This window comes from Paeniglutamicibacter sp. NPDC012692 (assembly GCF_042901625.1).
In the GTDB taxonomy this organism is placed as follows: Bacteria; Actinomycetota; Actinomycetes; order Actinomycetales; family Micrococcaceae; genus Paeniglutamicibacter.
In genome coordinates this window covers 762,110-785,297 of record NZ_JBIBDE010000001.1, presented here as the reverse complement: position 1 = coordinate 785,297, position 23,188 = coordinate 762,110, and the positions used below count along the sequence as shown (strand labels likewise).

Here is a 23,188-nt window from a genome sequence, read left to right as displayed (position 1 = left end):
ATCGAGAACAGGGATTTCCTCCGTCATGCCGCCACCTTCCTCGATGCCAGGGATAGTGCTGCGACGATGAAAAGATCGCGGGCCGCGGGCGGGGTGACGGCGTTGCCTGCCTGCTTGACTTGCTCCCGCTTGTTGCCCGTCATGATGTAGGACTTGGGGAAGGCCATGCCCGCGGTGATTTCGTAGGGCTCCAGCATCCGGAACTCGCAGTCCTCAACCTCGGGGACGGTCCATTCGGTGAGGCCCGCGTGGTTGCCGCCGGCACTGATAGTGCGCAGCGGGTCCGATACGGGTGCCGCGGCCCCGCGGATCTGTTCCGGGGCGGTGCCGCGCATCGTCGTGATCATCGCGAACCGGTCGGTGGTGCTGATCGTCGGGATCGCCTTCGACGTCGGGTGCATGACCCCGTTGCCGTAGTACTCCATCAGCAGCGAGGTTGGCAGCATCAGCACACCCGTCTCATTCCGGGTCGTCTGCGTGCGCATCGCGTCCTCGACGGGCTGCGCCTGCTTGCCCTCCCGGCCTTCCACCGGCACGAGCAGCGACCGGGTGTAGCTGGTCGTCTGCGTCGGGAACGGTTCGGCTTCCACCGGTGCGATGATCTGGGATCCGCGGACTGAGTCGAGGCTCACGGCCTGCTTGCCATACCTCTGCAGCCCGGCACGAATGCGGGCCATGGTCTTCTCAACCAAGGGTTTCTTGCGGTCACCGATCCGCTGCCCGCGCAGGCTCCAGTCGATGGCCGCGGCTGCCGGCAGCCAGCCCGGTTCGATGATCTGGTTTTTGCACCGCGTGTTAGGGCACCGGAAGACGTACTGGGCCTTGTAGCGGCCCCACCGATAGGCCGGGTTCTTCCACGACTGGATGCAACGTACCGTCTCATCGCAGGTCGGGCAGTGGGCCAGCGGCATCAGCATGTCGAAGTCCGGCGCCGGGTTCCCGATCTTCCAGAAGACCACGTACATGCGGTCGCGGGACTGCGGCGCCGGCAGGCCGCCGAGCTGCGCGTGCATCGAATTCATGTAGACGACGTGGTGGTTGTAGCCGAGCGACGTCATGGCCATCAGCCAGGCATCGAACATCACCCACTTCGCGGCGTCCACGACGTTCTCCGTCAGGATCAGCTTGTACCCGTGTTCCTCGGCGAACCGAGGCACATCCCACATGGTCGCCCGGGACTTCTCCGCAGCCTCATCGGCCAAGGAATCACCGAACAGATCCGGCTGGTTGCTGATCCTCTTTCGGCCCTTGGCCACCGAGTGGTTCGTGCACTCCGGGCTGGCCCAAAGGATGTCGCTGCTCGCGATGTACCGCGGGTCCGTCACCTGGATGTCGGCCAGCACGTGGTCAGTGTCCGGGTGATTGGTGTTGTGGGTTTCGATGGCGCGGGCCCAGTGGTTCATCGCGGTCTTCACCGTCACGCCAGGAACTTCCATCGCACCGGTTGAGGAACCGCCGGCGCCACAGAACATATCCGTCACGGTGAGTTCTGGCATCGATTCGAGGATGCTTCGGTCGAGGGTCTTCATGCTGCTATCCATCCGTAGTTTCGTTTGCGGGCGATGGCCGGGGCGGTGGCGACAACGCATTGCGCTGCACCTTGGGAGCCGGGCTGGGTGCGGCCGTCGACGACCTGGTACTTTGCGGGTCCGGTGATTGCGGCGCCGTGCCGGGTGGCCACGGCGCGCAGGTCTGCTTCCGCTTCGGCCACAAGGTCCGCGAACGGCATGGTCTGGTCGACGATGGGCCAGACAGCTTGGAACGTGGTCATCGCTTTCCCTTTCGGTTGATGCTGGCGGTGCGTTCGGTTTCGAGGTTCGCGGCCCAGTCGGCGGCGTTTCGTTCTTGGATGCTGATCTGGTGGCAGGCGCAGTTCTGCTTGCGCGAGCACAGCCCATATGGGTTCCAGCAGCAAGTTCGCTTGCAGGCATTCATGTCTTGTTTCTCCTGTTTTTGGGTAAGGGAATGGGCGGGTCAAGCCCCCAAGGATCGACCCGCCCATGCGGTTCAAACGGGTGTTGCTTTAGAAGGGTGGCTCGTCGGCGCCGGGGTTGCCCCAGCCGCCCTGCTGGCCGCCGCCCCAGCCCTGCGCGGTCGGGTTGCCCGGGCCCGGCTGCGGCTGACCACCGAATCCGCCGCCGTACTGCTGGCCACCCTGCGCCTGGCCGAACCCGCCACCCTGGCCGCCGCGCTGCGTCTTGACCACCTTCGCGGACGCAGAACGCAACGACGGGCCAATCTCGTCGACCTCGAGTTCGGTGACGTTCCGCTTCTCGCCCTCCTTGGTTTCATAAGACCGGGATTTGAGGCGTCCCTGGGCGATGACGCGCATACCCTTGGTCAGGGTCTCCGCGACGTTCTCCGCGGCGTCCTTCCAGACCGACGCCCGGAGGAACAAGGTGTCTCCGTCCTTCCATTCATTGGTCTGCCGGTCGAAGGTCCGAGGGGTCGAAGCGATCGTGAAGTTCGCAACCGCCGCCCCGCTCGGGGTGAAGCGCAATTCCGGATCCCCGGTCAAATTTCCAATGACCGTAATGACTGTCTCGCCTGCCATGTTCAGGCCGCCTTTCGTTCGTGATGCTTCGTTCGGTTGAAATCGTTGTCGAGGTAGAACCACTCGCCGGTGGCCCGATCGAAGATCGGGACTTCCTCGGGGACCTGCCAGCGTTCGAGCTTCCACCCGAATGCCTTCGCCTGGGCGGCAAGGTCCGCGTTCTGTTCGATGAGGATGTTGAGGCCGGAGCACATGACGATCACGTTGGCCGGCCGGTCCAACACCTTGGATCCGCCCATTCCCCGGTTGGCCCGGTGTTGGGGCACGTAGGTTTCCTCGCGGCCCATGCACCCGCACACGCAGTGGAGGTCCCGGGCCAAGTAGCGGGCGAACTGGCGGCCGTTCATTCCCCGCGCCCCGCCACGTTGAACATCGCCCGGACGCTGGCGCCGATGGACTGGTAGGCCCGCAACTCCGACTCGAGGGCCTTGGCCAGCCGGTCCGCATACCGGTATGCGGCGTCCGCAGTGTCCCGAGCTTCCCGCTCGTCCGCCGTGGCCAGCTCCGACGCGTACTTCTTCTCGTGCGCGGCGCCGGCGTGCTCCACGTAGGCCCGGGCGAACGCCTGGTCGTAGTCCCGGTCAGCGGTAAGGAACACCTTGTACCGTTCGTTGCAGACGGAGGCGCTGTTGGCGATCCGCTCGCTGATGTCGCGGATCCGGGCCTCGATGTTGACCGGGTTCAGGACGTCGACGGTCATGCCGCCACTTCGCCGTCTTCGATCACGTAGGCGTCGTCGCGGGAGCCGACCATTTCGATCCAGATCTGGAAGTCGTGGGCCGCGGCCTGATCGCGGATCAGTTCGAGGCTGTCCGAATCCAGCAGGGAGCCGTCGGCGATGCGGATGACGCGCAGGCCCGGGTTGAGCGCGATGGCCATGGCCAGCGAGACGCGGATCTGTTCCGCGCTGGATGCCTGCTTGAACGGCACTCCTTGGTAGGTGACGCCGTCCTCGTCGAAGCCGAGTCCGTCGACCGGGAACTTGGCCGCGGCCAACCCTTCTGCCTTCGTCTGGGCGATGGTTTCCAGCTCCGCGGTGAGGCCAGCGGATTCGTCGGAGGCGGCCTTGTGGTTGGAGGCTACGACGCGGGCCGCCTTGAAGTCGCGAACCATGCGGTTCGTCGCCTCGGCGTTGTCGATGCGCTCCTGGAGTCCCGTGAGGTCCGGCCGGGGCGCCGCCTGCAGCGCAGCCACCCGATCCCCGGCAACAATCGAGTCATCGATGGCCTCCGCGATCTGTGCTTGAATGCTGGCTTCCTGAGTGCGCAGGCCGCGGATCTTCTCGGCAATGCGGGCCACTTCATTTTCTGCCGATTCATGATCTCGGATTAGGTCCGACCCCGCCCGGTACTGGTCCAACAGATCAGACACGCTCACCTCGTCCGCCGGGAGGTCCGCGGGAAACGCCGGGATGCCAGCCATCTGCCCAGCCAGTTCCTTCACCCGGCGGTTCACTTCCGAGCGGCGGTCAAACACGCTCTTGCGTTCGGCTTCGAGAGCGTCCGGGCTGAACGACAGCTCCACCAGTTCCAGCAGCGCTTCGAGCTGGGCCCGGTCGGACAACTGGGTAAACGCCAGCGGATCCAGCGATAGCTTGCCGATCAGCTCGTCCAGCTTCGCCTGCCCCTTGGAGAACGTGGCGCCATCGGTCGATTTCACGGTGAGGCGGGACCCGGACGGAGTGAACGTGCGGGTGACGATCAGGTCCTCGGTCTGCAGGACGATTTCGGCTCTGTCCTCGCCGTCCCGGATGGGCCGCGGCGTGGTCTTCGCGTTCACGCCACCGAGGGCCGCGGTGATGCTGTCCAGAATGGACGACTTGCCCTGGCCGTTTTTCCCGGCAACGATGACCAAGTTTCCGGATGGATCCGGGATGATCTGTGCATGTCGTGCGCGCTTGAAATTCGTGGTGGTCAAGCTGATGATCTTGCTCATGGGTCAGACTCCTTGAGGTCTTAGGCTGCGTGCTTGTGGGATTCGATCTGGGGGAGCGCGAACCCGGCAGCAATGCCATTCAGGTCCCCGTTCAGGTACGCCTGGGCAAGTTCTTCGCGCCCGGTCTTGGTGTACGTGACGGTGAAGCTGGTCTTCACCGTCGAAGGATGCCGGCGCACCCCCGGAATGACCTCTCCGGTCTCCGGATCGATCAACTGGCCATCCTCGGTTTCCAGCGCGGACTTGAGCAGGGATTCCAGCCAGACCTTGTTGATGCGCTTTTCCTTGCGTTCGGCCTGCGCCGGGATGATGTCGGTGATGATGCCGTCCTTGGGCTCTGCCCACTCGAAGAGGCTGGCGCCGTCGGTGATGTCGTCGTAGGCCTTCGCCTCCGGCAGCGTCACCTGCCCGACCTTCTGGCCGTTGGGCAGGAGGATGGCGAAGGACTTCGTGCCCTCGGCTTCGTACCGGCGCAACAGCTCGTCCAGCAGGTCGGCGCGGGCGTCCTTGAGGAACCCGGCCAGATCGTCGGCGTAGGCCTTGATCAGGCCCAGGCGCAGGTTCTCGTCGCGGATGTTGCGGACGGGGGCGATGTTCTCGGTGGTCATGCCACTTTCCTTTCAGAGAGGGCGCGGCCCTCGACGTTGATCTGGTCGATTACTTGCTGGGGTGCTCCGAGGCCTTGGGCCTTGGCCAAGAGTTGGAGCAGGGCGGGTTCGCTGTTTCGGGCCTTGAGGATTTCCTTGGGCCAGTCCACGTTCGGAGCCAGCTGTTGTGTCGGGGCCTGCTGGGCCCGAACCGGCGGCGCGGCCGGGGCATCGTCGCCGACGATTCCCTGCTCTTCCTTTGCGGCCCACAGATCGCCCTTGTGCCAAAGATCCAGTGCCGCTCCGAATCGCATGCCAGCGTTCCGGAGGGCGTCGCCGATGGCTTCCTTGACACCGTTCGCGTTGTTCTTCCCCGCGGCGTCCCCGTATCCGAGGCGGGTCACACCACAGATGGTGAGTCGAATCCACAGGCCACCGAAGCTGTCGAAGACCGGGAGACCGTCCGGGCCGATGGCCAGAGGTTCCCACGACCACTCCGGGTCGACCTCAAGCAAGCGGTCGGTCAGGGCCGCGTGGCCCACGTAGTCCAGGTGCATGGCCGGTAGCCCATGCCAGCCGCCGCAGACGTTGCAGTTGCCGCGCTCGGAGTTGGCCTTGTACGGCTTGGGGAGCTGGCTGATTTGCCCGGGGTTGAATGGCGCCCGGAGCTTGGCCCATGCGTCCTTGTGCTCACTCATGCTGCTTTCGCCTTCCTTTCATACGCTGCGGTGGTGGTGATGACGGCTTCGTTCCAGTCAGCCGTGGTGATCATTCGCCCGGCATCAATCCGGGCGAGCAAGAAACCGATGAATCGCCAAGGCTCCAACGTCCCCGGTTCGGGCATCATCGCCGCGCCATGGATCGGGCACTCAGGATTGGGGTTCTCGAGTCCGGCCTTCCGCTCCCAGCCGGGGCAGTCCCCGGACGGGCAAGTGCACCTCACGACGCACCAGCAATTCCGGCAACCAACGCCAGCAGGCCCCACACGCACACGAACGCGAGAACGCCCTGGCCGACCGCAAGGACTGCCCGACCTTCCTCCGTCCAGCGGATCGGCTCCCGGCTCATGCCGCCACCCTCAACGCGGGCACCGGCGCCGGCCGGAACTTAGACCCGATCAGCTCCACGCACTGCGCGGTGATCAGCTCGTCCTGCTTCTGCAACCAACGGTTCTTAGCCTCGGAGTAGTCCGGATCATTCACCGGGTACTCGAGGGGCATGTCGTCCCACTCGCACTTCACCCGGTCAGCCAGCAGGTCCAGCAACTCCGCCAACGCGGTGCCACCCACCTTGTGCTGCAGGGACTTGCGCAACTGGCCGATCAGCACGACCCACTCGCCACGGTCAGTATCCATCCCGTGCTCCTTGAGAAAAGCGGTGGTCTCGTTGACGAGGGTCACCTTCGCGGCCAAAAACAGGGGGTTCTTCAAAACGCTCATTGGTATACTCACTTTCAGAAAATGATTTCGGTTGGGTCAGCACGCTTTCGAACGGGGTGCTGGCCCAATTTTTTTATGCCGCGTAGGTATTGCGGCGAATGAAACGGTCGATCGCCGCCGGTTCGACCTTCCACCGGCCTCGCAGGCCTGGCATCTTCACGCCGACCAGATCGCCACGGCGAAGCAGCTCCCGAACCGTCTGCGGGTGCATGTCTAGCTGCTCGGCGGTTTCGTCGACGCCTAGGAGCTTCTTGGTCATCACGCCACCAACTGCAGGTGACGTTCCGGGATGCCGACCCAGGTGTACTGGTGGCCGCCGTTCCGGGACTTGGTACGCGACTGGTTGTCCGCAACTTTCTCGATCAGCCGACGGCGGGAAGCCGCAAGGAAAACGGAGCCGATCATGTTGGGGGTAGGGGCCGGCCGCATGGCTTCACGTAGGTCATCCGCAGTGAAGCGGCGGCCCTCTGCGGCCCAACGTTCAATCAGGTCGGTGGCGTCTTCCCGCCACGAGCAATCTTCGAGTGCAATTGGTGCAGCCATGTCGGCGTGTCCTTTCGAAAAAAGATTCTTGCAACTACTAGGCGGCAAGTTTGATAGTGCTGGTTGCTTCTTTGGGGTCAAAGAGAACCGTAACGTCGACGCCAAGCGCCTCCGCGATGCGCTCCGCGGTCTCCGGCTTGCAGCCGGTGCGGCCGCCCGATGCTAGGAGGCTGATCATCGTCTGTGAGACGTCGGCCCTGCGCGCAAGGGAGCGCTGAGTTACCTTGCGGGGGTCGATGGGGCGCCCGTTCTTGTAGGCGTCCATGTCTTCTTTGGTGTAGACGAACGTCCGAAAACGTTCAGTTGCCAACTGCATGTACGTGCCTTTCTGCCAGCGGCGTTTGGTGCGGAAGGGTGACATGATCTGCCTTTCGTTGTAATCGATTCCAGCAATTGCTGGTAGCAATAGTATGCATCACTGGTAATCACATTTGCAAGCGGTGATTGCAGTTCTGTGCGGCGGAATTGTGGGAATCCTTGAGTTGGCGCGGATTTTCTTGTAATCACTAGGTGGCAAATGAGGCACAATTGCGAGTAATCACATAGGACACGTGTCCGATTGCTGGGCCCGAGACGAACAAAGCAGCCTTATCCCATGACAAACACATTCCCCGCACGGGGCATCCAGGCGCTGATTCTTAACAAGAAGCGCGACCGAAGCATGGAATCCCTGTCGCAAGCGTGCGGCGGTGTTCCCACCCGCGCCAACCTGCAGCGATTGGTGTCCAGCCCCGTCAAGACATTCCCCAAGGACAACGACGTCATCCTTGGCCTGTCTCGCGGCCTTGGCGTCCGAGTCAGCGACATCGTCACCGCGTTCGCAATCTCCCTGGGGCTCCCCGTGAATGCCGACGACCAGTCCAGCCTCACCCTTGAAGGTGCCGGTAGCCTACCGGAGGCATCCAAGGAGGTCCTGCGCTCGATGGCCGACAACATGCTGTGGTGGCGCGACGAGGTGAAGGCTGCAGAATCAAAACCTGCGGCGCCGGCCTTCGACCCGGACGACCCCTCCAACTACGACCTGGCCGCGCACCCGAACTTCGAAACCGACCGCGACCGATTCAACAAAGCACACGGTGGCGCTGGCGAAGAGAACCAAGACCCGGACGGCGAGGCATAGGAAGTCGTGGCGCAAAAAAACAGAGAGTTCACCGCTCGCATCAGCGAACCCGTAGAGCGGCTCCAGGGATCCGGCCCCACGGCAGTGGTTGCAAGGACCTGCGAAGTGTCGGTCATGAATCGGGGCGCCGTCATTGAGTCGTTCCATGCCGCCGACGATGAGCAAGACATCCGTGAGAAGCTCGCCGCCCGAGGGTTTAAACCCAGCGAACGCGTCGGCGACGCCATCACCGTAACGCGGGCTTCGATGAAGCCATCCCAGATCATCCTTTTCGTAGTGCTGATCGTCGTGATCGTAGGCCTGTTCGTGAGTTGCGCAGCAAATATCTTCGGCGGGTCGGGCAAGAAGGAAGCGGTCGGTGAAGGCGAGGCGATCTACGCGTGCGAATTGATGGTGAAGGACCAGCTGAAAGCCCCGGCCTCGGCGAAGTTCTCACAGCAGTCCGCCAGCGGCGCCGGCACCAGCTGGGCATCGAGGGGGACCGTGGATTCCCAGAACTCATTCGGGGCAATGATCCGCACCACATACTCATGCAAGATGACCTATTCGGAATCCCTTGAATCGTGGTCCGGAACGGCCACTCTCAGTGAGCAGTAGCACCCGATGCGTCGGCACTGCCCGGTAGGTTTGCGTGGTGTTTGAAATTCCCCCAGGGGTCTCCATCGTATGGCGGCGACCCGGCCCCAACTCGCCAGCCGCAACCAACGGCGTCGACAAGATCTGGATTGACCCGGCACTGTCCCAAGCTGAAATCCGGTGTGGCATCGCCCACGAAATCGTGCATCTTGAGCACCGGCATCAAGGCCATCAGCCGCCGGCCATCGAACGAAGCGTGCGCTACGAGACAGCGCGCCGACTCATCGCCATAGAGGACCTGCGCGCCGCGGTGGCCTGGGCGCAGTCGCCGGCCGACTTGCGCGACGAACTGGGCGTCACCAACATGGTTCTTCTGGATCGTCTCAACTGCGTCACCGACGACGAACTGCTGTTGCTCGAGCACGCGGCCAGCCATCACGCAATCTAGGCTCATCCTCCCCCTGGGCCCGAAGTCGCCCGCATCCTTCACGACCCGGCAAGCCCGGCACCTCCGCCGGTGCCCTTCGCCACCCCCCAGAACAGGAGGTCCCAAATGGCAACAGGCCGAATCAATGACACCTGGCTGCTCAAAGACCGAAAAACGCGATCCAAGCGCTACGGCATCGGCAAACGATGGCAAGCCGTCTGGACCGACGGACATGGACACGAAGAAAAGAAGAGCTTCGAACTCAAAGACGCCGCGAAAGCATGGATCGACAACAAGACAGCATCGAACCTTCGCGACCCCCGCGGCATCAAACCTGACATTCCATTCCTCGCGTACTACGAAGAATGGCGAGCCAACCAGATCCACCAACGCGCCAACTCGCTGAGCACCCTGGACTCCCACGTGAAGAACTGGATCCTCCCGGCGTTCAAGGACCGGACGATTCAGAAGATCGGGCGGCAGGAGGTTCAGGGCGCGGTGACATGGTGGGACGCCAAGGGGAATGCGGCGTCGACCGTGGCGCTCATGTACACCTACCTGCGCGGCATCATGTCCGACGCGGTGTTCGACAAGCGCATCGCAGAGACGCCGTGCGTGCGGATCAGGCTCCCGGAGCAAGTTCGAGCCACCGTGCAACCCATGACGTTGGATCAGATCCAGGCAATGCACAGGCAGATGCGCGGTCCCTGGAGGGACGGGCTAATGCTCGCGGCGGCCTCGGGCCTCCGCCCGGGTGAGTGGCGTGGCCTCACCGTGGACAGTGTAGACCTGCAGTTGGGCCTGCTGAGGATCACCCATCAGGTGGCAACACATGCCGTGTCCGCGCCCAAGCTCGGGCCGTTGAAGACGCCGTTCTCCTATCGTGAGATCGGCATTGGTCCGGAGGCTGTGGAGATCCTGCGTCCCTTGGTGGAGGCGCCGGGCGTATTGGGCCTGCTGTTCCATGACGGCGGTACGATCCTCACCGCGGCTCGTGCGGCCAGGGAGTGGTCCCGCGTTCGGAAGGTCCTTCCGTGGATGGGTTCAGGGTGGCACCAGGTCCGCCACTTCCACGCGAGCCGACTCATTGCCGGCGGCGCGTCACCGGTTGCCGTGGCGCATAGACTGGGGCATAAGGATGCGACCGAGACGCTGCGGACCTACAGCCACTTGTGGCCGGATGACGACGCGAAGATGGCGGCAATGTCAGACGTCGGGGATCTGCTCAGCGAGGTCTAGTCCGCCACGAAACCGCCACATCTCTGCTACTTCCCAGTGCTGGTGCGGGTTATGATTTTATGCCACGTAGAAGTTGAACCACCCGCCGCTGTGGCGCACATCGCACCCGCGGATTCCCGGTGCGCCGGGAACCGCATTTCCACCAGTGGCGAAGTAAGCGGTGCCTTACTAGACTCGCTTGCCGCATTAGCGCATGCTTGTGTTGTGTATTCATCGAAAAATCCCGCGCTGGCCGACGACCCGGCGCGCATAGTTCCCGCATCAGGGGAGACCGAAGAACGCACCCGCGACCGCGTCCTGTATTCCGTACTTGAGGATGGCCCGGTCAGCGCCGCCGAATTGGGCGAGCGTCTAGGGTTCACACCTGCTGCTGTTCGTCGTCACCTCGACGCCCTTTCCAAGGAGGGGCTGGTCGAGGTCAAGCTCGTGGCCAACCAGCGCACCGGCGCTGGCCGCCCGTCCCGCCGCTATGTCCTTTCGCACCGCGGCCAAGCGAAAATGGGCAACGACTACCTGGACATCGCCACCGACGCGCTCACCGAACTGGGACGCGCCGCCGGCCCCGCAGCCATCGAGGCATTCGCCGCCCGCCGCTTTGCCGCCATGGAGCGCCGCTACCGGCCCGTGGTTGAGGGCGTCGACGGGCTTGAGGACCGCGCCGAGGCCCTGAGCGAGGCGCTCAGCGCCGATGGCTTTGTCGCTTCAACCCGGAAGGTCGGCGCCAACTCGCCGACCGCCACCATGCTCAGCGTTCAGCTGTGCCAGGGGCACTGCCCCATCCAAGATTTGGCCCGGGAATTTCCCGTCTTTTGCGAGATGGAAACCCAGGCCTTTTCCCGTCTGCTGGGCGTCGACGTGCGAAGGCTCTCGACGCTCGCCAGCGGCGGGCATGTGTGTACGACCCACATCCCTGTGGGTCGGAACCAAACTCCTCAGCGTGCTGAGAAGAGAACTCGAATCAAGATCACGAAGCAGGAGAGGCCGCGATGACGGATCAGATTGCACAGGAGTCCGCTGACCCCGGCGTGATTGCCGAGATCCTGGAGAAGAATCCCGAACTCCATGGCATTGGCAATTACGAATATGGGTGGAGCGACAAGAACGACGCGGGTGCCAACGCACGCCGCGGCCTGAACGAGGACGTTGTCCGCAACATCTCGGCGCTGAAGAACGAGCCCGAGTGGATGCTGGACATGCGCCTCAAGGGCCTGAAGTACTTCGACCGCAAGCCCATGCCGACCTGGGGTGCAGACCTCTCCGGCATCGACTTCGACAACATCAAGTACTTCGTGCGTTCCACCGAGAAGCAGGCAACCAGCTGGGAAGACCTGCCCGAGGACATCAAGAACACGTACGACAAGCTCGGCATCCCCGAGGCGGAGAAGCAGCGCCTGGTGTCCGGCGTTGCCGCCCAGTACGAGTCCGAGGTCGTCTACCACCAGCTGCGCGAGGACCTCGAGGCCCAGGGCGTCATCTTCCTGGACACCGACACCGCGCTGCGCGAGCACGAGGACATCTTCAAGGAGTACTTCGGCTCGATCATTCCGGTGGGCGACAACAAGTTCGCCTCGCTGAACACCGCGACCTGGTCCGGCGGCTCCTTCGTGTACGTCCCCAAGGGCGTCCACGTGGAAATCCCGCTGCAGGCATACTTCCGCATCAACACGGAAAACATGGGCCAGTTCGAGCGCACCCTCATCATCGCCGATGAGGACTCCTACGTGCACTACATCGAGGGCTGCACCGCCCCGATCTACACGTCGGATTCGCTGCACTCGGCAGTTGTGGAAATCATCGTGAAGAAGGGCGCCCGCGTCCGCTACACGACCATCCAGAACTGGTCGACCAACGTCTACAACCTGGTCACCAAGCGCGCAGTCTGCGAAGAGGGCGCAACCATGGAGTGGGTCGATGGCAACATCGGTTCCAAGGTCACCATGAAGTACCCGGCCGTCTACCTCGTCGGCGAGCACGCCAAGGGCGAGACCCTGTCGATCGCCTTCGCCGGCGCCGGACAGCACCAGGACACCGGATCCAAGATGGTCCACATCGCCCCGAACACCTCCAGCGCCATCGTGGCAAAGTCGGTGGCCCGCAACGGCGGCCGCTCTGCCTACCGCGGCCTGGTCCAGGTGCGCGAAGGCGCCAAGGGTTCCAAGAACTCGGTCGTCTGCGACGCGCTGCTGGTTGACCAGATCTCGCGTTCGGACACCTACCCGTACATCGACGTCCGCGAGGACGACGTGACCATGGGCCACGAGGCAACCGTCTCGCGCGTTTCCGAGGAACAGCTCTTCTACCTGATGAGCCGCGGCCTGGCCGAAGACGAAGCAATGGCGATGATCGTCCGCGGCTTCATCGAGCCGATCGCCCGCGAACTCCCGATGGAGTACGCACTGGAATTGAACCGACTCATTGAACTGCAGATGGAAGGGTCCGTCGGTTAATTATGACTGATATTGCAACTCACGTATCGGGCGAGAAGGCCCGCATCGGCGCACCGGCAGCCATTGCCGGTTTCACCGAAGAAGGCGAAAACCTTTCGCCGTTGAACGAAGCCGAGGCACTTGCACCGTTGGGCGGCGACGCCTCCAAGGCGCACAGCCACGGCGGTGGAGCCGGCATCCCGGACTCCTCGCGTGCCGGTCGCCTGACCAGCTACAAGCTCGAGGACTTCCCGGTGCTGACCGGACGTGAAGAGGATTTCCGCTTCACCCCGCTCAAGCGCCTCGGCGGCCTGCACAAGGACGAACTCAACGGTGCGGCCCCGGCCCTGACCGTTGAGGGCGCAGCGAACGTTGCCCTGGAAGCCGTTGCCATGACCGACGCCCGCGTCGGTTCGGTCGGCATCCCGGAAGACCGCATCTCGGCCAACGCCTGGAAGTACGCGGCGGAAGCCAACGTGCTGACCATCCCGGCAGGCAGCACCGGCGAACAGGTCATCATGACCATGACCGGTTCCTCCACCGAGGCATCGGCGGCCCACATCGTGCTGATCGCCGAGCCTAACTCCGAGGCCGTCGTCGTCATCGACCACGTCGGCACCGCGGTCGTCGCCGAGAACATCGAAATCGATGTCCGCGAAGGCGCCAAGCTCACCGTCATCTCCCTGCAGGCCTGGGATGAGGAAGCAATCCACGCCTCCTCGCAGCAGGCAAAGGTTGCCAAGGACGCCCACCTGAAGCACGTTGTCGTGTCCTACGGTGGCGACCTGGTTCGCGTGACCCCGACCGCGCGCTTCTCCGCGGAAGGCGGCGAGATCGAGCTCTTCGGCCTGTACTTCGCCGATGCCGGCCAGCACCTGGAACACCGTTCCTTCGTTGACCACGCAACCCCGAACTGCACCTCCAACGTGCTCTACAAGGGCGCGCTGCAGGGCAAGGACGCGCACACCGTGTGGGTCGGCGACGTGCTGATCCGCAAGGAAGCCAAGGGCACGGACTCCTACGAGGCCAACCGCAACCTGGTGCTCACCGACGGCGCCCGCGCCGACTCGGTTCCGAACCTGGAAATCGAAACCGGCTTGATCAACGGTGCAGGCCACGCGTCGACCACCGGCCGCTTCGATGACGAGCACCTGTTCTACCTGATGGCCCGCGGCATCGACGAGAAGACCGCCCGCCGCCTGGTGGTTCGTGGCTTCCTGAACGAAATCGTGCAGCAGATCGGTGTTCCGGAGATCGAGGAACGCCTTGCCGAGACCATCGAGCGTGAGCTCGCAGCCACGGACAACTAGTCCGAGCCCCCACCACCAGAAAATTTCGCCGGTGAGAACCGGCATCAAAGAAAGAGAACGGACTTAAGTATGTCTACTCTGGAAATCAAGGACCTGCACGTCTCCATCGAGACCGAGCAGGGCACCAAGGAAATTCTCAAGGGCGTTTCCCTGACCATCAACACCGGTGAGACCCACGCCATCATGGGCCCCAACGGCTCGGGCAAGTCCACCCTGGCCTCGACCATCGCCGGCCACCCGCGCTACACCGTCACCTCGGGCTCGATCAGCCTGGACGGCGAAGACGTGCTGGAAATGAGCGTTGACGAGCGTGCACGCGCCGGCCTCTTCCTTGCCATGCAGTACCCGGTAGAGGTTCCGGGTGTCACCATGACCAACTTCCTGCGCACCGCCAAGACGGCCATCGCAGGCGAAGCCCCGAAGCTGCGCACCTGGACCAAGGACGTCAAGACGGCCATGGCCGCCCTGAAGATCGATCCGGAATTCGCGGCCCGCAACGTCAACGAAGGCTTCTCCGGCGGCGAAAAGAAGCGAGTTGAGATCCTTCAGCTCGAGCTCTTCAAACCGAAGTTCGCAGTTCTCGACGAGACCGACTCCGGCCTCGACGTCGATGCGCTGAAGGTCGTCTCGGAGGGCGTCAACCGCGCCCAGGCCGAGAACGAGATGGGCACCCTGCTCATCACCCACTACACCCGCATCCTGCGCTACATCAAGCCTGATTTCGTGCACGTGTTCGTCGACGGCAAGATCGCCGAACAGGGCGGCCCGGAACTGGCCGACCGTCTTGAGGAAGAGGGCTACGACCGCTTCCTGAACGTTTCGGCCTAAGCCATGAGCATCTCCAACGAAACGGCCAACGGGTCGGCGCACACGGATCTCGAAGACGTCGAAGAGGCGTTGAAGGATGTCATTGACCCGGAACTCGGTGTCAACATCGTGGACCTCGGACTTCTGTACGGTCTGAAGTACGCCGACGACGGTGCCCTGCTGATCGACATGACCCTGACGACCGCGGCCTGCCCACTGACCGACGTGTTGGAAGAGCAAGTTGCGGCGGCGCTGGAATCGGTCGTCGATTCCTACCGCTTGAACTGGGTCTGGATGCCGCCATGGGGTCCCGAGCGGATCACCGATGACGGTCGCGACCAGATGCGTGCCCTCGGGTTCAACATCTAGCCAACGCTTAAACTCGTGAGGCGAGCTCCCCTCCTGCAAAGGACGGGGGCTCGCCTCACGAGTTTAAACGGTCTTCAGATTGTGGCAGCTCAGGCGCCGGGCTTATTCAGGTTCTTCGACGACAGGGTGTCGCACTGGTTGATGTCGCCGGTCTTGTAGCCCTGCAGGAACCAGGCCTCGCGCTGGGCGGCGGAGCCGTGCGTCCACCCCTCGGGGCTGACCCGCCCGGTGGCCGCCTTCTGGATCCGGTCGTCGCCCACGGCGGAGGCCGCCGAGAGCGCCGAGCGCAGGTCCGACTCGGTCAGCGGCTTCATGAAGGTGTTGCCGTTGGCGTCCTCGGTCTGGGCGGCGTAGGCGGCCCACATGCCGGCGAAGCAGTCGGCCTGCAGCTCCACGCGCACCGAACCGGAATTTGGCCCGGTGCCGCCCTGCTGGGAGGCGGCCAAGGTCCCGATGGTGTTCTGGATGTGGTGCCCGTACTCGTGGGCCACCACGTATTCCTCGGCCAGCGGTCCGCCTTCGGCGCCGTAGTTGTTCTGCAGGTCGGCGAAGAACGCGGTGTCGAAGTAGGCAACGCGGTCGCCGGGGCAGTAGAACGGGCCCACGGCGCTGGTTGCGGTTCCGCAGGCCGTGTCGACGCTGCCGCTGAAGATTTCCACTCCGGGCTTGGCGACCTTCACGTTGTACTTCGGCAGGTAGGAGAGCCAGAAGCTGTCCAGGGACTGGGTGGTGGCGAGGATGCGGCAGTCCTGGCGCTCGTTGGCGTCGGCGCCGGTCTTGCATTCCGCGATTTCGGGAGCGCCCGTGGCTGTCTGTTCGCTCGGGGGTGCCTCGCCGATTCCGAGCTGGGTCAGCATGTCCGGGTTGATGCCGAAGAGCGCGGCCAGCAGCACCACCAGGATGCCACCACCGCCCGCCGCGATCTTTGCCCCGCGGCGCCCGCGTGAATCCTTGACTCGATTGGAATCCAGCCGTGCATCGTCGTTGAAGCTCATGCTCAATACAATACTTCCCTGCGGCCCCAACGGAAGTGAAAAAGGGGCGGAAGCTAGTTGCGTTCCATGATTCCGCGGGCGGCCAGGGCATCGGCGGTGCGCTGGGCATAGGCGACAGTGTTGATCACCACGGGTGCGGCGAGCACCGCAGGGTTCCGGGCCACCCCGCGTGCCTTCGCCGCGTCGGAAAGGTTCTGCACGGAGGTTGCGATCGCCGGGATGCTGCGCAGCATCAGGGCCACGGCCAACGCCACGGTGGCGGGGTTTCCACCCACCCAGCGCAGGGGAGTCGCCGCCGCCTCGAGCCCGCTGAGCAGCGCCGCCTGCGTGGTGGTCAGCAGGACCAGCCTGCCGCATTGGATGGCGGCGAACATGCCGCTGATGAGGGTCAACGCGAACACGGGGGAGTTGATCAGCGACTGGTGGACCGCGAGGATCGCGAATACCCACCATAGCTGGCGCAGCGGGGCGGCCCAGGCGCGCAGCACGCGCCTGCCTGCCACCGCGAAGAGCAGCAGGCTCAGGAACAGGGTCCCCAGTCCGACCGCAGGGACGCGCCAGATCAGGACGGAGGTGCTGACGGCGAGCACCAGCAGGTACTTGCTGAACAGCGGGGCGCGGTGGACGATGCTCGTGCCGGGCTGGTAGTGGCCCAGCAGCATGCGGTGCGAGGCGCTCATGCGGCGATCGATCCGCTGCGCACCCGGCGGCGGTATTCCTCGACGGCGGCGTCCGCCGGCCCGTCAAAGACGATGCGTCCGCCGTGGACCAGCAGGCCGCGGTCCGCGCGGGCGGCGAAGTCCAGGTCGTGGGTGGCGTAAATGACCTGCTGGTCCAGCGAGGCAATGCTCCGCTGGAGTAGTTCGTTGTTCGCGAGGTCCAACAGCGTGGTGGGCTCGTCGGCAACGAGGATGTTTTGCCCGGCGGCCAGCACGCTGCACAGCGCCACCAGCTGCCGTTCGCCCCCGGAAAGGTCGTAGATGCTGCGCTGGGCCAGGTGCCTGAGGCCCAGCGAATCCAGTGCGTCCAGGGCCGCCTCGCGGCGGTGGTCCTGGTCCTTGATGCCTGCCTTCAGCGAAAGCTCGACGTCCTCGACCACGATCGGCATCACCAGCTGGGAGAGCGGATCGGTGAAGAGGAAGCCCACGTTCTGTCGCACGGACTTGGCCTTGGTGCGGGTGTCGAAGCCGCGGACGCTCACGGATCCGCCGGAGGGGACGGCCAGCCCGTTGATCATGCGCAACAGGGTGGACTTGCCCGATCCGTTGGCGCCGATCACGGCGATCCGCGATTCGTCGAGTGTCAGCGTGCAGGGGGCCAGCACGACGCGTGCGGGCGCCTCGGGGTCATCGGCCGGAACGGTCAGGCCTGCCTCTTCAAAACGGATCACGCTTAACGGTATTCCTTGTTCATGGTTCGGATCGAATCCGGCTGCCGCTCGGGGCCGTTAGGCGTTGTAGTTGCGGCGGGCCATCTTCGGGAACGCCTTGAACACGCTCAGGGCGATGCTTGCCGCGACGAAGTTCTTCGCCAGGTCGCCGGGCCAGTAGGCCATGTCGACGAAGAACGCCTGCTGCAGCGGAATGCCGGCGTTCAGCGACATGCCCAGGATCCCCAGCGGGTGGATGACCAGGATCGAGCCGCCCATGGCGGACAGGAACAGCCAGAGCAGGCGGCGGCGCCTGAACTTGCGCAACACCAGCGTGGCAAGCGCGCCGGTGACAAGCGCCGCAATCGGGAATGCCAGCAGGTAGCCCGCGCTCGGTGCCGCGAGGGATCCGAGGCCGCCGGAGAACTTCGCGAAGATCGGCACGCCGGCCAGGCCGACGGCAAGGTAGAGCGCCGTGGCCGAGGCGCCTCGCAGGGAACCGAGAATGAGTGCCGTGAGCGCGACGCCAAGGGTCTGCAGGGTGATTGGCACGCCCAGCGCGCCCACCGGAACCGCCGGCACCAACGTGAGCACGGCAATGAACGCCGCGAACACGGCCACGAGGGCCAGGTCCCTGGCGCCCAGGCGCGCCCTCGGGGATGCGGTGCCGTGTGTGGCCGGGGCCTGCGTGGAGTGAGCCATTTTGGGTTCCTGGTGTTCTCGAGTGGTCTTGGTGATTACGCCGTGCGACGTCCCCACCAAGAATACTTGAACACCGTTCAGAAGTCCTGATCACCGTTCAAGCCTGCGCCCATACGGCGCCGGGCACGGGGGAGGCGCGCTACCGTTTGGCCTGCGCGGGAACGACGACCTTCTTGAGGATCAACAGGATGGACGCGCTGGCCGGGCAGGCGACAAGGGCGCCCAGCAGGCCCGCCAGCGTGCCGCCGACCATCGCGCCGATCAGCACCATCGAACCGGGGATCTTGATGGCCTTCCCGACGATGCGCGGGGTCAGGATGTACGCCTCGATCTGCATGTAGGCGACCATTACCAGCATCACGACCAGTCCCGTCGAGGGGGAGGCGATCAGGGCGACGACGGTGACGATTGCCGCGCTGATGACCGAGCCGACCAGCGGGATCATGGTGATCGGCAGTGCCAGGACGCCCAGCACCGCGGCGAACGGCACGTTCATGAAGGTCAGTAGCAGGAAGGTGAAGGTCGCGTTGAGTGCCGCGAGGATCGACATGCCGCTGAGGTAGCTGCCCACCGAGGCGGCGATTTCCTCGGAGATTTCCACGACCCGATCGCGCCGGGAGGCGGGCACCAGTGCGTAGAAGCTGCCTTTCATCTGCTCCAGCGAGGTCACGAAGTACATGGTCAGCACCGTGACAAAGAGCGTGCCGACCACCGCGTTTGCCACGCCGAAGCCGACCTTCAGTGCGCCGTTGCCCACAAACAGCCAGGTCGAAGGGTCCGCGATGGTCTTCTGCACCCATTCGAGGCCCGGAAGCAGCGCCCCGTCCAGCCGTTCGTTCAGTGAGAGGAACCAGGCCTGTTCCTCGATCTGGTCCAGGTTGCCAGGCAGCGAGACGATGAATTTGTGGCCCTCGGTCACCAGGAGTGGAATGACCAGGCTGAAAACCAGGGCGGCAAAGATCAGGAAGCCCGCCAACACGCACAGCACGGCCTTCACCCGGGACAGGCCCCAACCTTCGAGCTTGCGCACCAGTGGATCAAGGCCCAGGGCAATGAAGAAGGCGGCAAAGACCAGGGTGATCGCATAGGTGAGCGACATGACGGCGGCGCCGAGGGCCAGTGCCGTCAGGGCGCCCAGGGTTGCGACGAAACCGCCTCGGAATGTGAGTTTCATATGGGGCGATATCCTCTACTGCTGCATCAAGCCGATTTGTCCTGTACCTTGCTTGTGACTCTAGACGAAAAGCACGCCGGCTGATAAGCGCCGCGCACAGGGCCCCTCGGGGAGAATGTAAGGATGAACGCAGCCGACAATTTTTCCCGGGATCTCAGCGTGGGACAGCTGGCCGTCCGCTCCGGGGTGACCGTTTCCGCCCTGCACTTCTATGAACGCGAGGGGCTGATCCAGTCCTGGCGCACCTCGGGCAACCAGCGGCGGTTCGACCGAAGCGTGCTGCGCCGGGTTGCCGTCATCCGCGCGGCGCAACGTGCGGGCATCCCGCTCAAGGCCGTCGGCGAGCTTTTTGCCGGGCTGCCGCTTGACGGGGCACCCGCCAAGGAGGACTGGCAGGCCATGTCGCTGGCGTGGCGCGAGGACCTGCAGGAGCGCATCCACCAGCTCCAATCGTTGCGCGACGGGCTGGGCGGATGCATCGGCTGCGGTTGCCTGTCCCTGGCCGAGTGCGGGTTTGTGAACCCCAACGACAAGATGGCCGACCCCGAGGGCGGGGCGCTGCTGTTTCGCGAAAAGAAGCCCGATTTGACCTAAACCTTGGTTGAGGTTCTAGCGTGGGTGTCTGAGGGTCGCACACAAGCGGCACGTCACGAGAGGATCCATCCGCAGTGCAGACACAAATCGCCGAACGGACAATGGCTGACCAATTTCGCGCAGCCTTTGGCAACCACCCCGCAGGGGTAGCGATTGTGACGGCGACGGGGGAGCGCGGGCCGGCGGGCATCACCGCTTCTTCGCTGATCTCTGTGGCGGCGGACCCGGCGCTCGTGGCGTTCAACGTGGCCGGCGACAAGGGCTCGGCCCACGCCATCTTGAACGCGAACACCATCCTGATCCACTTGCTGACCGCGGAGAACGCGAAGCTGGCCTCGCTTTTCGCCAGGCCCGGCGACGAACGCTTTTCGCGGATGGACAACTGGGAGCAGCTGGAATCGGGGGAGCCGCTGATTCACGGCCTCGGCACCGTCTTGCGATGCGAAATTCATTCAAAGACCCCTGCGGGTCCGGCCACGCTGGTCGTAGCGTCGGTTGTGGAAGTCCTGGACCGGGAATCCACGGCCGCACCACTGGTCTACCACCAGCGCGGTTACCACAGCATCGGTGATCATTCTCGACTCACCGTTTAGCCGCTCCCGGTTCCGGGAGCGATTCGGCACGACACTATTTGAGGAGTCATTTTGGCTATTTACACCTTGCCTGAGCTGCAGTACGACTACGCGGCGTTGGAGCCGAGCATTTCGGCGCGGATCATGGAGCTGCACCACAGCAAGCACCATGCGGCGTACGTGGCCGGCGCGAACACCGCGCTGGAGCAGTTGGCGGAGGCCCGCGAGAAGGGCGAGTTCGGGAACATCCCGAAGCTGTCCAAGGACCTGGCGTTCCACCTGGGTGGCCACACGAACCACTCGATCTTCTGGAACAACCTGTCCCCGGAGGGCGGGGACAAGCCGGAGGGCGAGTTGGCCGCGGCGATCGATGACGCGTTCGGTTCCTTCGATGCGTTCCGTGCGCACTTCACGGCGGCGGCGATGAGCCTGCAGGGGTCGGGTTGGGCGTTGCTGGGCTTCGAGGGCCTGGGTGGCCAGTTGGTCATCGAGCAGCTGTATGACCAGCAGGGTAACGTGCCGGTGGCGACGACGCCGTTGTTGATGCTGGACATGTGGGAGCACGCGTTCTACCTGGATTACGTGAACGTGAAGGCCGATTACGTGAAGGCGTTCTGGGACATCGTGAACTGGGCGGATGTGTCGGCGCGTTTCGAGGCGGCACGTGCGGGTGCGGCGACGTTGATCGTCCCGGGCAAGTAACAGCCTTCCGGACTGCGACTTCGCTGCCGGACGGCAGGCGGATTGGGCAAAGGCCAGTCGATGAACCCGCGGGTTCATCGACTGGCCTTTGCTGCTGGCGGAGGGGCTACTTCCCGACGAGGGACAGAAGCGTCTGGAACGAGGCAATCAGCATCGGAACCTGCTCAATCACCAGTACCAGGCCGAGCCCGATCATGATCAGGCCGCTGAACAGGGTGACGGCCCGTGCCGCGGTCGGACGCGAACGCAACAGCACCCGTGCGCCGATGGCAACGCCCGAATAGATGAACACGGAAAGCATCATGTGGGACAGCCCGAAGATCGCCGTTTGTGCCGGAACCGCGAGGGCCGCGTCGGGTCGAACGAACTGGGGGATCAGGGCCAGGTAGAGCAGCAGCGCCTTCGGGTTCGTGCCGCTGGTTCCCAGGCCGCGGAAGAACGCCGGGCCAAAGAATCGTTCCGCCGGCTTGCCGGCGGCCTGAATGGGTGTCGCACGCACCTTTAGCGCGGTGCCGCCTGCGGGTGTCGTCGCGGATGCCTGAACGGAAGCGTTGGCTGCCTTTGGCTGTTCGGTGTCCTGGGCTGCGGCCACGGTGAATCCGGCTCCCCGCCAGCTTCGCGCCGTCGAAATTCCGAGCCAGAGCAGGTAGGCCGCGCCGGCCAGGGTCAGCCATGACAGCAGCCGGGGCGAGCTTGCAATCAGCGCCGCCATGCCGGCAACGATCAGGATGGTGTGGAAGACATAGCCGGTGCACAATCCGGCGACCGCGGATACAACGCGGTATCGGCCGAGACCGGCGGCAATCGCATATGCCCAGTCGGCGCCCGGCGTCATGGCCAGCGCAAACGAGACGAACAAAAAGCCCAGATAAACCTGCGGATCCACGGTGGTCTCCTTCTGCTTGGAACTTACTGGGCAAGCTTAGGAAAAATCGCGCGAAATGTGCTTGCGAGTTCTTGCAGGTATTGCTCGTTTTCGGCGAGAAAGCATGTCAATAGTGGCAGGCTGTAGGTAAAATCTTGCGTAAGACATTGCTGTATCGATAGAAGCTCGTGATTGGAGTACCACATTGGACGGAATTGACCGCGCGATACTGCGCCACCTGCAGGAAGACGGGCGGATGACGGCCACCGCGTTGGCGCAAGAGGTTGGCCTGACGCTGGCGCCCTGCCACAGGAGGCTGCGGGAACTGGAAACCTCCGGAGTCATCAGGGGCTACCGAGCCGACGTGGACCCGGCCAAGATCAACCTCGGATTCGAGGCGCTTGTATTTGTCACGCTGAAGGACAGGCAGAACATGAAGGCCTTCGAAACCGAGGTAACCAAGAGCGCCCAGATCGTGGATGCACAGCGGCTCTTCGGCGATCCGGATTTCCTGCTGCGTGTGGTGGTGGCCGATCTTCCCGCCTACCAACACTTTTACGACGAGGTGCTCATTGCACTGCCCGGCGTCGAGAAACTCACCAGCACCATCGTCATGAAAAACCTGAAGTCCGGAGGCCGGCTTCCGATCTAGCCTGACGTTGTTAGGGCATGAAGGGTCTCATCGTGTAAGTCAGTGCGAAAAGGCGACCTGGCCCATGAAAAAGCGGCACCCACCGGAAATGCTGGTGGGTGCCGCTTTGATTTGGTGCCCCCGGCGCGATTCGAACGCGCGACCGACAGATTAGAAGGCTGTTGCTCTATCCACTGAGCTACGGAGGCAGGCACAAGAATCATAGCCCAATGAACCACTGAGCTCATATTT

The 23,188-nt window shown here is 63.8% G+C and carries 32 protein-coding genes and 1 tRNA gene; 13 read left to right on the top strand and 20 right to left on the bottom strand.

The window, feature by feature from the left end; all coding sequences use genetic code 11:
• Positions 1-23: 23 nt before the first annotated feature.
• The 13 genes from ACFY5D_RS03535 to ACFY5D_RS03475 all read right to left on the bottom strand — a co-directional run bounded on the left by ACFY5D_RS03535 (position 24) and on the right by ACFY5D_RS03475 (position 7,419).
• Complete coding sequence (locus ACFY5D_RS03535; RefSeq protein ID WP_387525108.1) at positions 24-1,529, bottom strand: DNA cytosine methyltransferase; 1,506 nt, start codon at positions 1,527-1,529, stop codon at positions 24-26.
• Positions 1,526-1,771, bottom strand: coding sequence for a hypothetical protein (locus ACFY5D_RS03530; protein ID WP_387525105.1), 246 nt, complete (start codon positions 1,769-1,771; stop codon positions 1,526-1,528). Before ACFY5D_RS03530 ends, ACFY5D_RS03535 begins: the two co-directional genes overlap by 4 nt.
• 252 nt (positions 1,772-2,023) lie before the next feature.
• Complete coding sequence (locus ACFY5D_RS03525) at positions 2,024-2,554, bottom strand: single-stranded DNA-binding protein (RefSeq protein ID WP_387525102.1); 531 nt, start codon at positions 2,552-2,554, stop codon at positions 2,024-2,026.
• Positions 2,555-2,556: 2 nt separating this feature from the next.
• A complete protein-coding gene (locus ACFY5D_RS03520; RefSeq protein ID WP_387525099.1) occupies positions 2,557-2,901 on the bottom strand; it encodes a hypothetical protein in 345 nt (114 codons plus the stop codon).
• Positions 2,898-3,254, bottom strand: a complete 357-nt coding sequence (locus ACFY5D_RS03515) for a hypothetical protein (protein WP_387525096.1) — start codon at positions 3,252-3,254, stop codon at positions 2,898-2,900. The genes ACFY5D_RS03520 and ACFY5D_RS03515 overlap by 4 nt, the downstream gene beginning before the upstream one ends.
• Entirely contained in the window at positions 3,251-4,489 is a 1,239-nt protein-coding gene (locus tag ACFY5D_RS03510; protein WP_387525093.1) for an AAA family ATPase, read from the bottom strand. The genes ACFY5D_RS03515 and ACFY5D_RS03510 overlap by 4 nt, the downstream gene beginning before the upstream one ends.
• A gap of 20 nt (positions 4,490-4,509) precedes the next feature.
• Positions 4,510-5,097: a hypothetical protein gene (locus ACFY5D_RS03505; RefSeq protein WP_387525090.1), complete on the bottom strand. Its 588-nt coding sequence runs from the start codon at positions 5,095-5,097 to the stop codon at positions 4,510-4,512.
• Positions 5,094-5,774 carry a hypothetical protein gene (locus ACFY5D_RS03500; protein WP_387525088.1) on the bottom strand — a complete coding sequence of 227 codons (681 nt, stop codon included), beginning with the start codon at positions 5,772-5,774 and terminating at the stop codon, positions 5,094-5,096. The genes ACFY5D_RS03505 and ACFY5D_RS03500 overlap by 4 nt, the downstream gene beginning before the upstream one ends.
• Positions 5,771-5,923, bottom strand: a complete 153-nt coding sequence (locus ACFY5D_RS03495; protein ID WP_387525085.1) for a hypothetical protein — start codon at positions 5,921-5,923, stop codon at positions 5,771-5,773. Before ACFY5D_RS03495 ends, ACFY5D_RS03500 begins: the two co-directional genes overlap by 4 nt.
• 217 nt (positions 5,924-6,140) lie before the next feature.
• Positions 6,141-6,515 (bottom strand): hypothetical protein, encoded by a 375-nt coding sequence (locus ACFY5D_RS03490; protein ID WP_387525082.1) that lies wholly within the window; start codon positions 6,513-6,515, stop codon positions 6,141-6,143.
• A gap of 73 nt (positions 6,516-6,588) precedes the next feature.
• The gene (locus ACFY5D_RS03485; RefSeq protein WP_387525080.1) at positions 6,589-6,774 is read right to left on the bottom strand and encodes a helix-turn-helix domain-containing protein; all 186 of its coding nucleotides are present in this window, start codon (positions 6,772-6,774) and stop codon (positions 6,589-6,591) included.
• The gene (locus tag ACFY5D_RS03480; RefSeq protein ID WP_387525077.1) at positions 6,774-7,058 is read right to left on the bottom strand and encodes a hypothetical protein; all 285 of its coding nucleotides are present in this window, start codon (positions 7,056-7,058) and stop codon (positions 6,774-6,776) included. The genes ACFY5D_RS03485 and ACFY5D_RS03480 overlap by 1 nt, the downstream gene beginning before the upstream one ends.
• Before the next feature lie 37 nt (positions 7,059-7,095).
• A complete protein-coding gene (locus ACFY5D_RS03475) occupies positions 7,096-7,419 on the bottom strand; it encodes a helix-turn-helix domain-containing protein (protein WP_387525074.1) in 324 nt (107 codons plus the stop codon).
• Between the two features lie 234 nt (positions 7,420-7,653).
• Here ACFY5D_RS03475 and ACFY5D_RS03470 point away from each other — a divergent pair, with 234 nt between their 5' ends.
• The 9 genes from ACFY5D_RS03470 to ACFY5D_RS03430 all read left to right on the top strand — a co-directional run bounded on the left by ACFY5D_RS03470 (position 7,654) and on the right by ACFY5D_RS03430 (position 15,332).
• Entirely contained in the window at positions 7,654-8,178 is a 525-nt protein-coding gene (locus ACFY5D_RS03470; protein WP_387525071.1) for a hypothetical protein, read from the top strand.
• 105 nt (positions 8,179-8,283) lie between these two features.
• Positions 8,284-8,775 (top strand): hypothetical protein, encoded by a 492-nt coding sequence (locus tag ACFY5D_RS03465; protein ID WP_387525069.1) that lies wholly within the window; start codon positions 8,284-8,286, stop codon positions 8,773-8,775.
• Between the two features lie 37 nt (positions 8,776-8,812).
• Positions 8,813-9,202, top strand: coding sequence for an ImmA/IrrE family metallo-endopeptidase (locus ACFY5D_RS03460; RefSeq protein WP_387525066.1), 390 nt, complete (start codon positions 8,813-8,815; stop codon positions 9,200-9,202).
• 105 nt (positions 9,203-9,307) lie between these two features.
• Positions 9,308-10,420 carry a tyrosine-type recombinase/integrase gene (locus ACFY5D_RS03455; RefSeq protein WP_387525063.1) on the top strand — a complete coding sequence of 371 codons (1,113 nt, stop codon included), beginning with the start codon at positions 9,308-9,310 and terminating at the stop codon, positions 10,418-10,420.
• 204 nt (positions 10,421-10,624) lie between these two features.
• Positions 10,625-11,410 (top strand): helix-turn-helix transcriptional regulator, encoded by a 786-nt coding sequence (locus ACFY5D_RS03450; RefSeq protein WP_387525060.1) that lies wholly within the window; start codon positions 10,625-10,627, stop codon positions 11,408-11,410.
• The gene (sufB, locus tag ACFY5D_RS03445; RefSeq protein ID WP_387525057.1) at positions 11,407-12,867 is read left to right on the top strand and encodes a Fe-S cluster assembly protein SufB; all 1,461 of its coding nucleotides are present in this window, start codon (positions 11,407-11,409) and stop codon (positions 12,865-12,867) included. Before ACFY5D_RS03450 ends, sufB begins: the two co-directional genes overlap by 4 nt.
• Before the next feature lie 2 nt (positions 12,868-12,869).
• Positions 12,870-14,156 (top strand): Fe-S cluster assembly protein SufD, encoded by a 1,287-nt coding sequence (gene sufD / locus ACFY5D_RS03440; RefSeq protein WP_387525054.1) that lies wholly within the window; start codon positions 12,870-12,872, stop codon positions 14,154-14,156.
• Positions 14,157-14,225: 69 nt separating this feature from the next.
• Complete coding sequence (sufC, locus tag ACFY5D_RS03435; RefSeq protein ID WP_387525051.1) at positions 14,226-14,984, top strand: Fe-S cluster assembly ATPase SufC; 759 nt, start codon at positions 14,226-14,228, stop codon at positions 14,982-14,984.
• A 3-nt stretch (positions 14,985-14,987) separates the two neighbouring features.
• Positions 14,988-15,332 (top strand): metal-sulfur cluster assembly factor, encoded by a 345-nt coding sequence (locus tag ACFY5D_RS03430; RefSeq protein ID WP_387525048.1) that lies wholly within the window; start codon positions 14,988-14,990, stop codon positions 15,330-15,332.
• A gap of 89 nt (positions 15,333-15,421) precedes the next feature.
• Here ACFY5D_RS03430 and ACFY5D_RS03425 read toward each other — a convergent pair whose 3' ends face one another.
• From ACFY5D_RS03425 to ACFY5D_RS03405, 5 genes are all read right to left on the bottom strand, one after another.
• Complete coding sequence (locus ACFY5D_RS03425; RefSeq protein WP_387525045.1) at positions 15,422-16,327, bottom strand: neutral zinc metallopeptidase; 906 nt, start codon at positions 16,325-16,327, stop codon at positions 15,422-15,424.
• Positions 16,328-16,380: 53 nt separating this feature from the next.
• Positions 16,381-17,007 carry a CbiQ family ECF transporter T component gene (locus tag ACFY5D_RS03420; protein WP_387525042.1) on the bottom strand — a complete coding sequence of 209 codons (627 nt, stop codon included), beginning with the start codon at positions 17,005-17,007 and terminating at the stop codon, positions 16,381-16,383.
• Positions 17,004-17,717: an energy-coupling factor ABC transporter ATP-binding protein gene (locus tag ACFY5D_RS03415; protein WP_387525039.1), complete on the bottom strand. Its 714-nt coding sequence runs from the start codon at positions 17,715-17,717 to the stop codon at positions 17,004-17,006. The genes ACFY5D_RS03420 and ACFY5D_RS03415 overlap by 4 nt, the downstream gene beginning before the upstream one ends.
• A 57-nt stretch (positions 17,718-17,774) precedes the next feature.
• On the bottom strand, positions 17,775-18,398 hold the full coding sequence (locus tag ACFY5D_RS03410; RefSeq protein ID WP_387525036.1) for a biotin transporter BioY: 624 nt from the start codon (positions 18,396-18,398) through the stop codon (positions 17,775-17,777).
• Between the two features lie 139 nt (positions 18,399-18,537).
• Positions 18,538-19,572 (bottom strand): AI-2E family transporter, encoded by a 1,035-nt coding sequence (locus ACFY5D_RS03405; protein WP_387525033.1) that lies wholly within the window; start codon positions 19,570-19,572, stop codon positions 18,538-18,540.
• A gap of 123 nt (positions 19,573-19,695) precedes the next feature.
• On the opposite strand from ACFY5D_RS03405, the gene soxR reads away from it, so the two are divergent.
• The 3 genes from soxR to ACFY5D_RS03390 all read left to right on the top strand — a co-directional run bounded on the left by soxR (position 19,696) and on the right by ACFY5D_RS03390 (position 21,440).
• Positions 19,696-20,166, top strand: a complete 471-nt coding sequence (gene soxR / locus ACFY5D_RS03400; protein ID WP_387525031.1) for a redox-sensitive transcriptional activator SoxR — start codon at positions 19,696-19,698, stop codon at positions 20,164-20,166.
• Between the two features lie 101 nt (positions 20,167-20,267).
• On the top strand, positions 20,268-20,759 hold the full coding sequence (locus tag ACFY5D_RS03395; protein WP_387525028.1) for a flavin reductase family protein: 492 nt from the start codon (positions 20,268-20,270) through the stop codon (positions 20,757-20,759).
• Between the two features lie 51 nt (positions 20,760-20,810).
• Positions 20,811-21,440: a superoxide dismutase gene (locus ACFY5D_RS03390; RefSeq protein ID WP_387525025.1), complete on the top strand. Its 630-nt coding sequence runs from the start codon at positions 20,811-20,813 to the stop codon at positions 21,438-21,440.
• A gap of 106 nt (positions 21,441-21,546) precedes the next feature.
• Here ACFY5D_RS03390 and ACFY5D_RS03385 read toward each other — a convergent pair whose 3' ends face one another.
• A complete protein-coding gene (locus tag ACFY5D_RS03385) occupies positions 21,547-22,326 on the bottom strand; it encodes a LysE family translocator (RefSeq protein WP_387525024.1) in 780 nt (259 codons plus the stop codon).
• A 184-nt stretch (positions 22,327-22,510) separates the two neighbouring features.
• Here ACFY5D_RS03385 and ACFY5D_RS03380 point away from each other — a divergent pair, with 184 nt between their 5' ends.
• Positions 22,511-22,957: an Lrp/AsnC family transcriptional regulator gene (locus ACFY5D_RS03380; RefSeq protein ID WP_387525022.1), complete on the top strand. Its 447-nt coding sequence runs from the start codon at positions 22,511-22,513 to the stop codon at positions 22,955-22,957.
• A 112-nt stretch (positions 22,958-23,069) separates the two neighbouring features.
• Here ACFY5D_RS03380 and ACFY5D_RS03375 read toward each other — a convergent pair.
• Positions 23,070-23,145: transfer RNA gene (locus ACFY5D_RS03375), tRNA-Arg, on the bottom strand.
• Between the last annotated feature and the right edge of the window lie 43 nt (positions 23,146-23,188).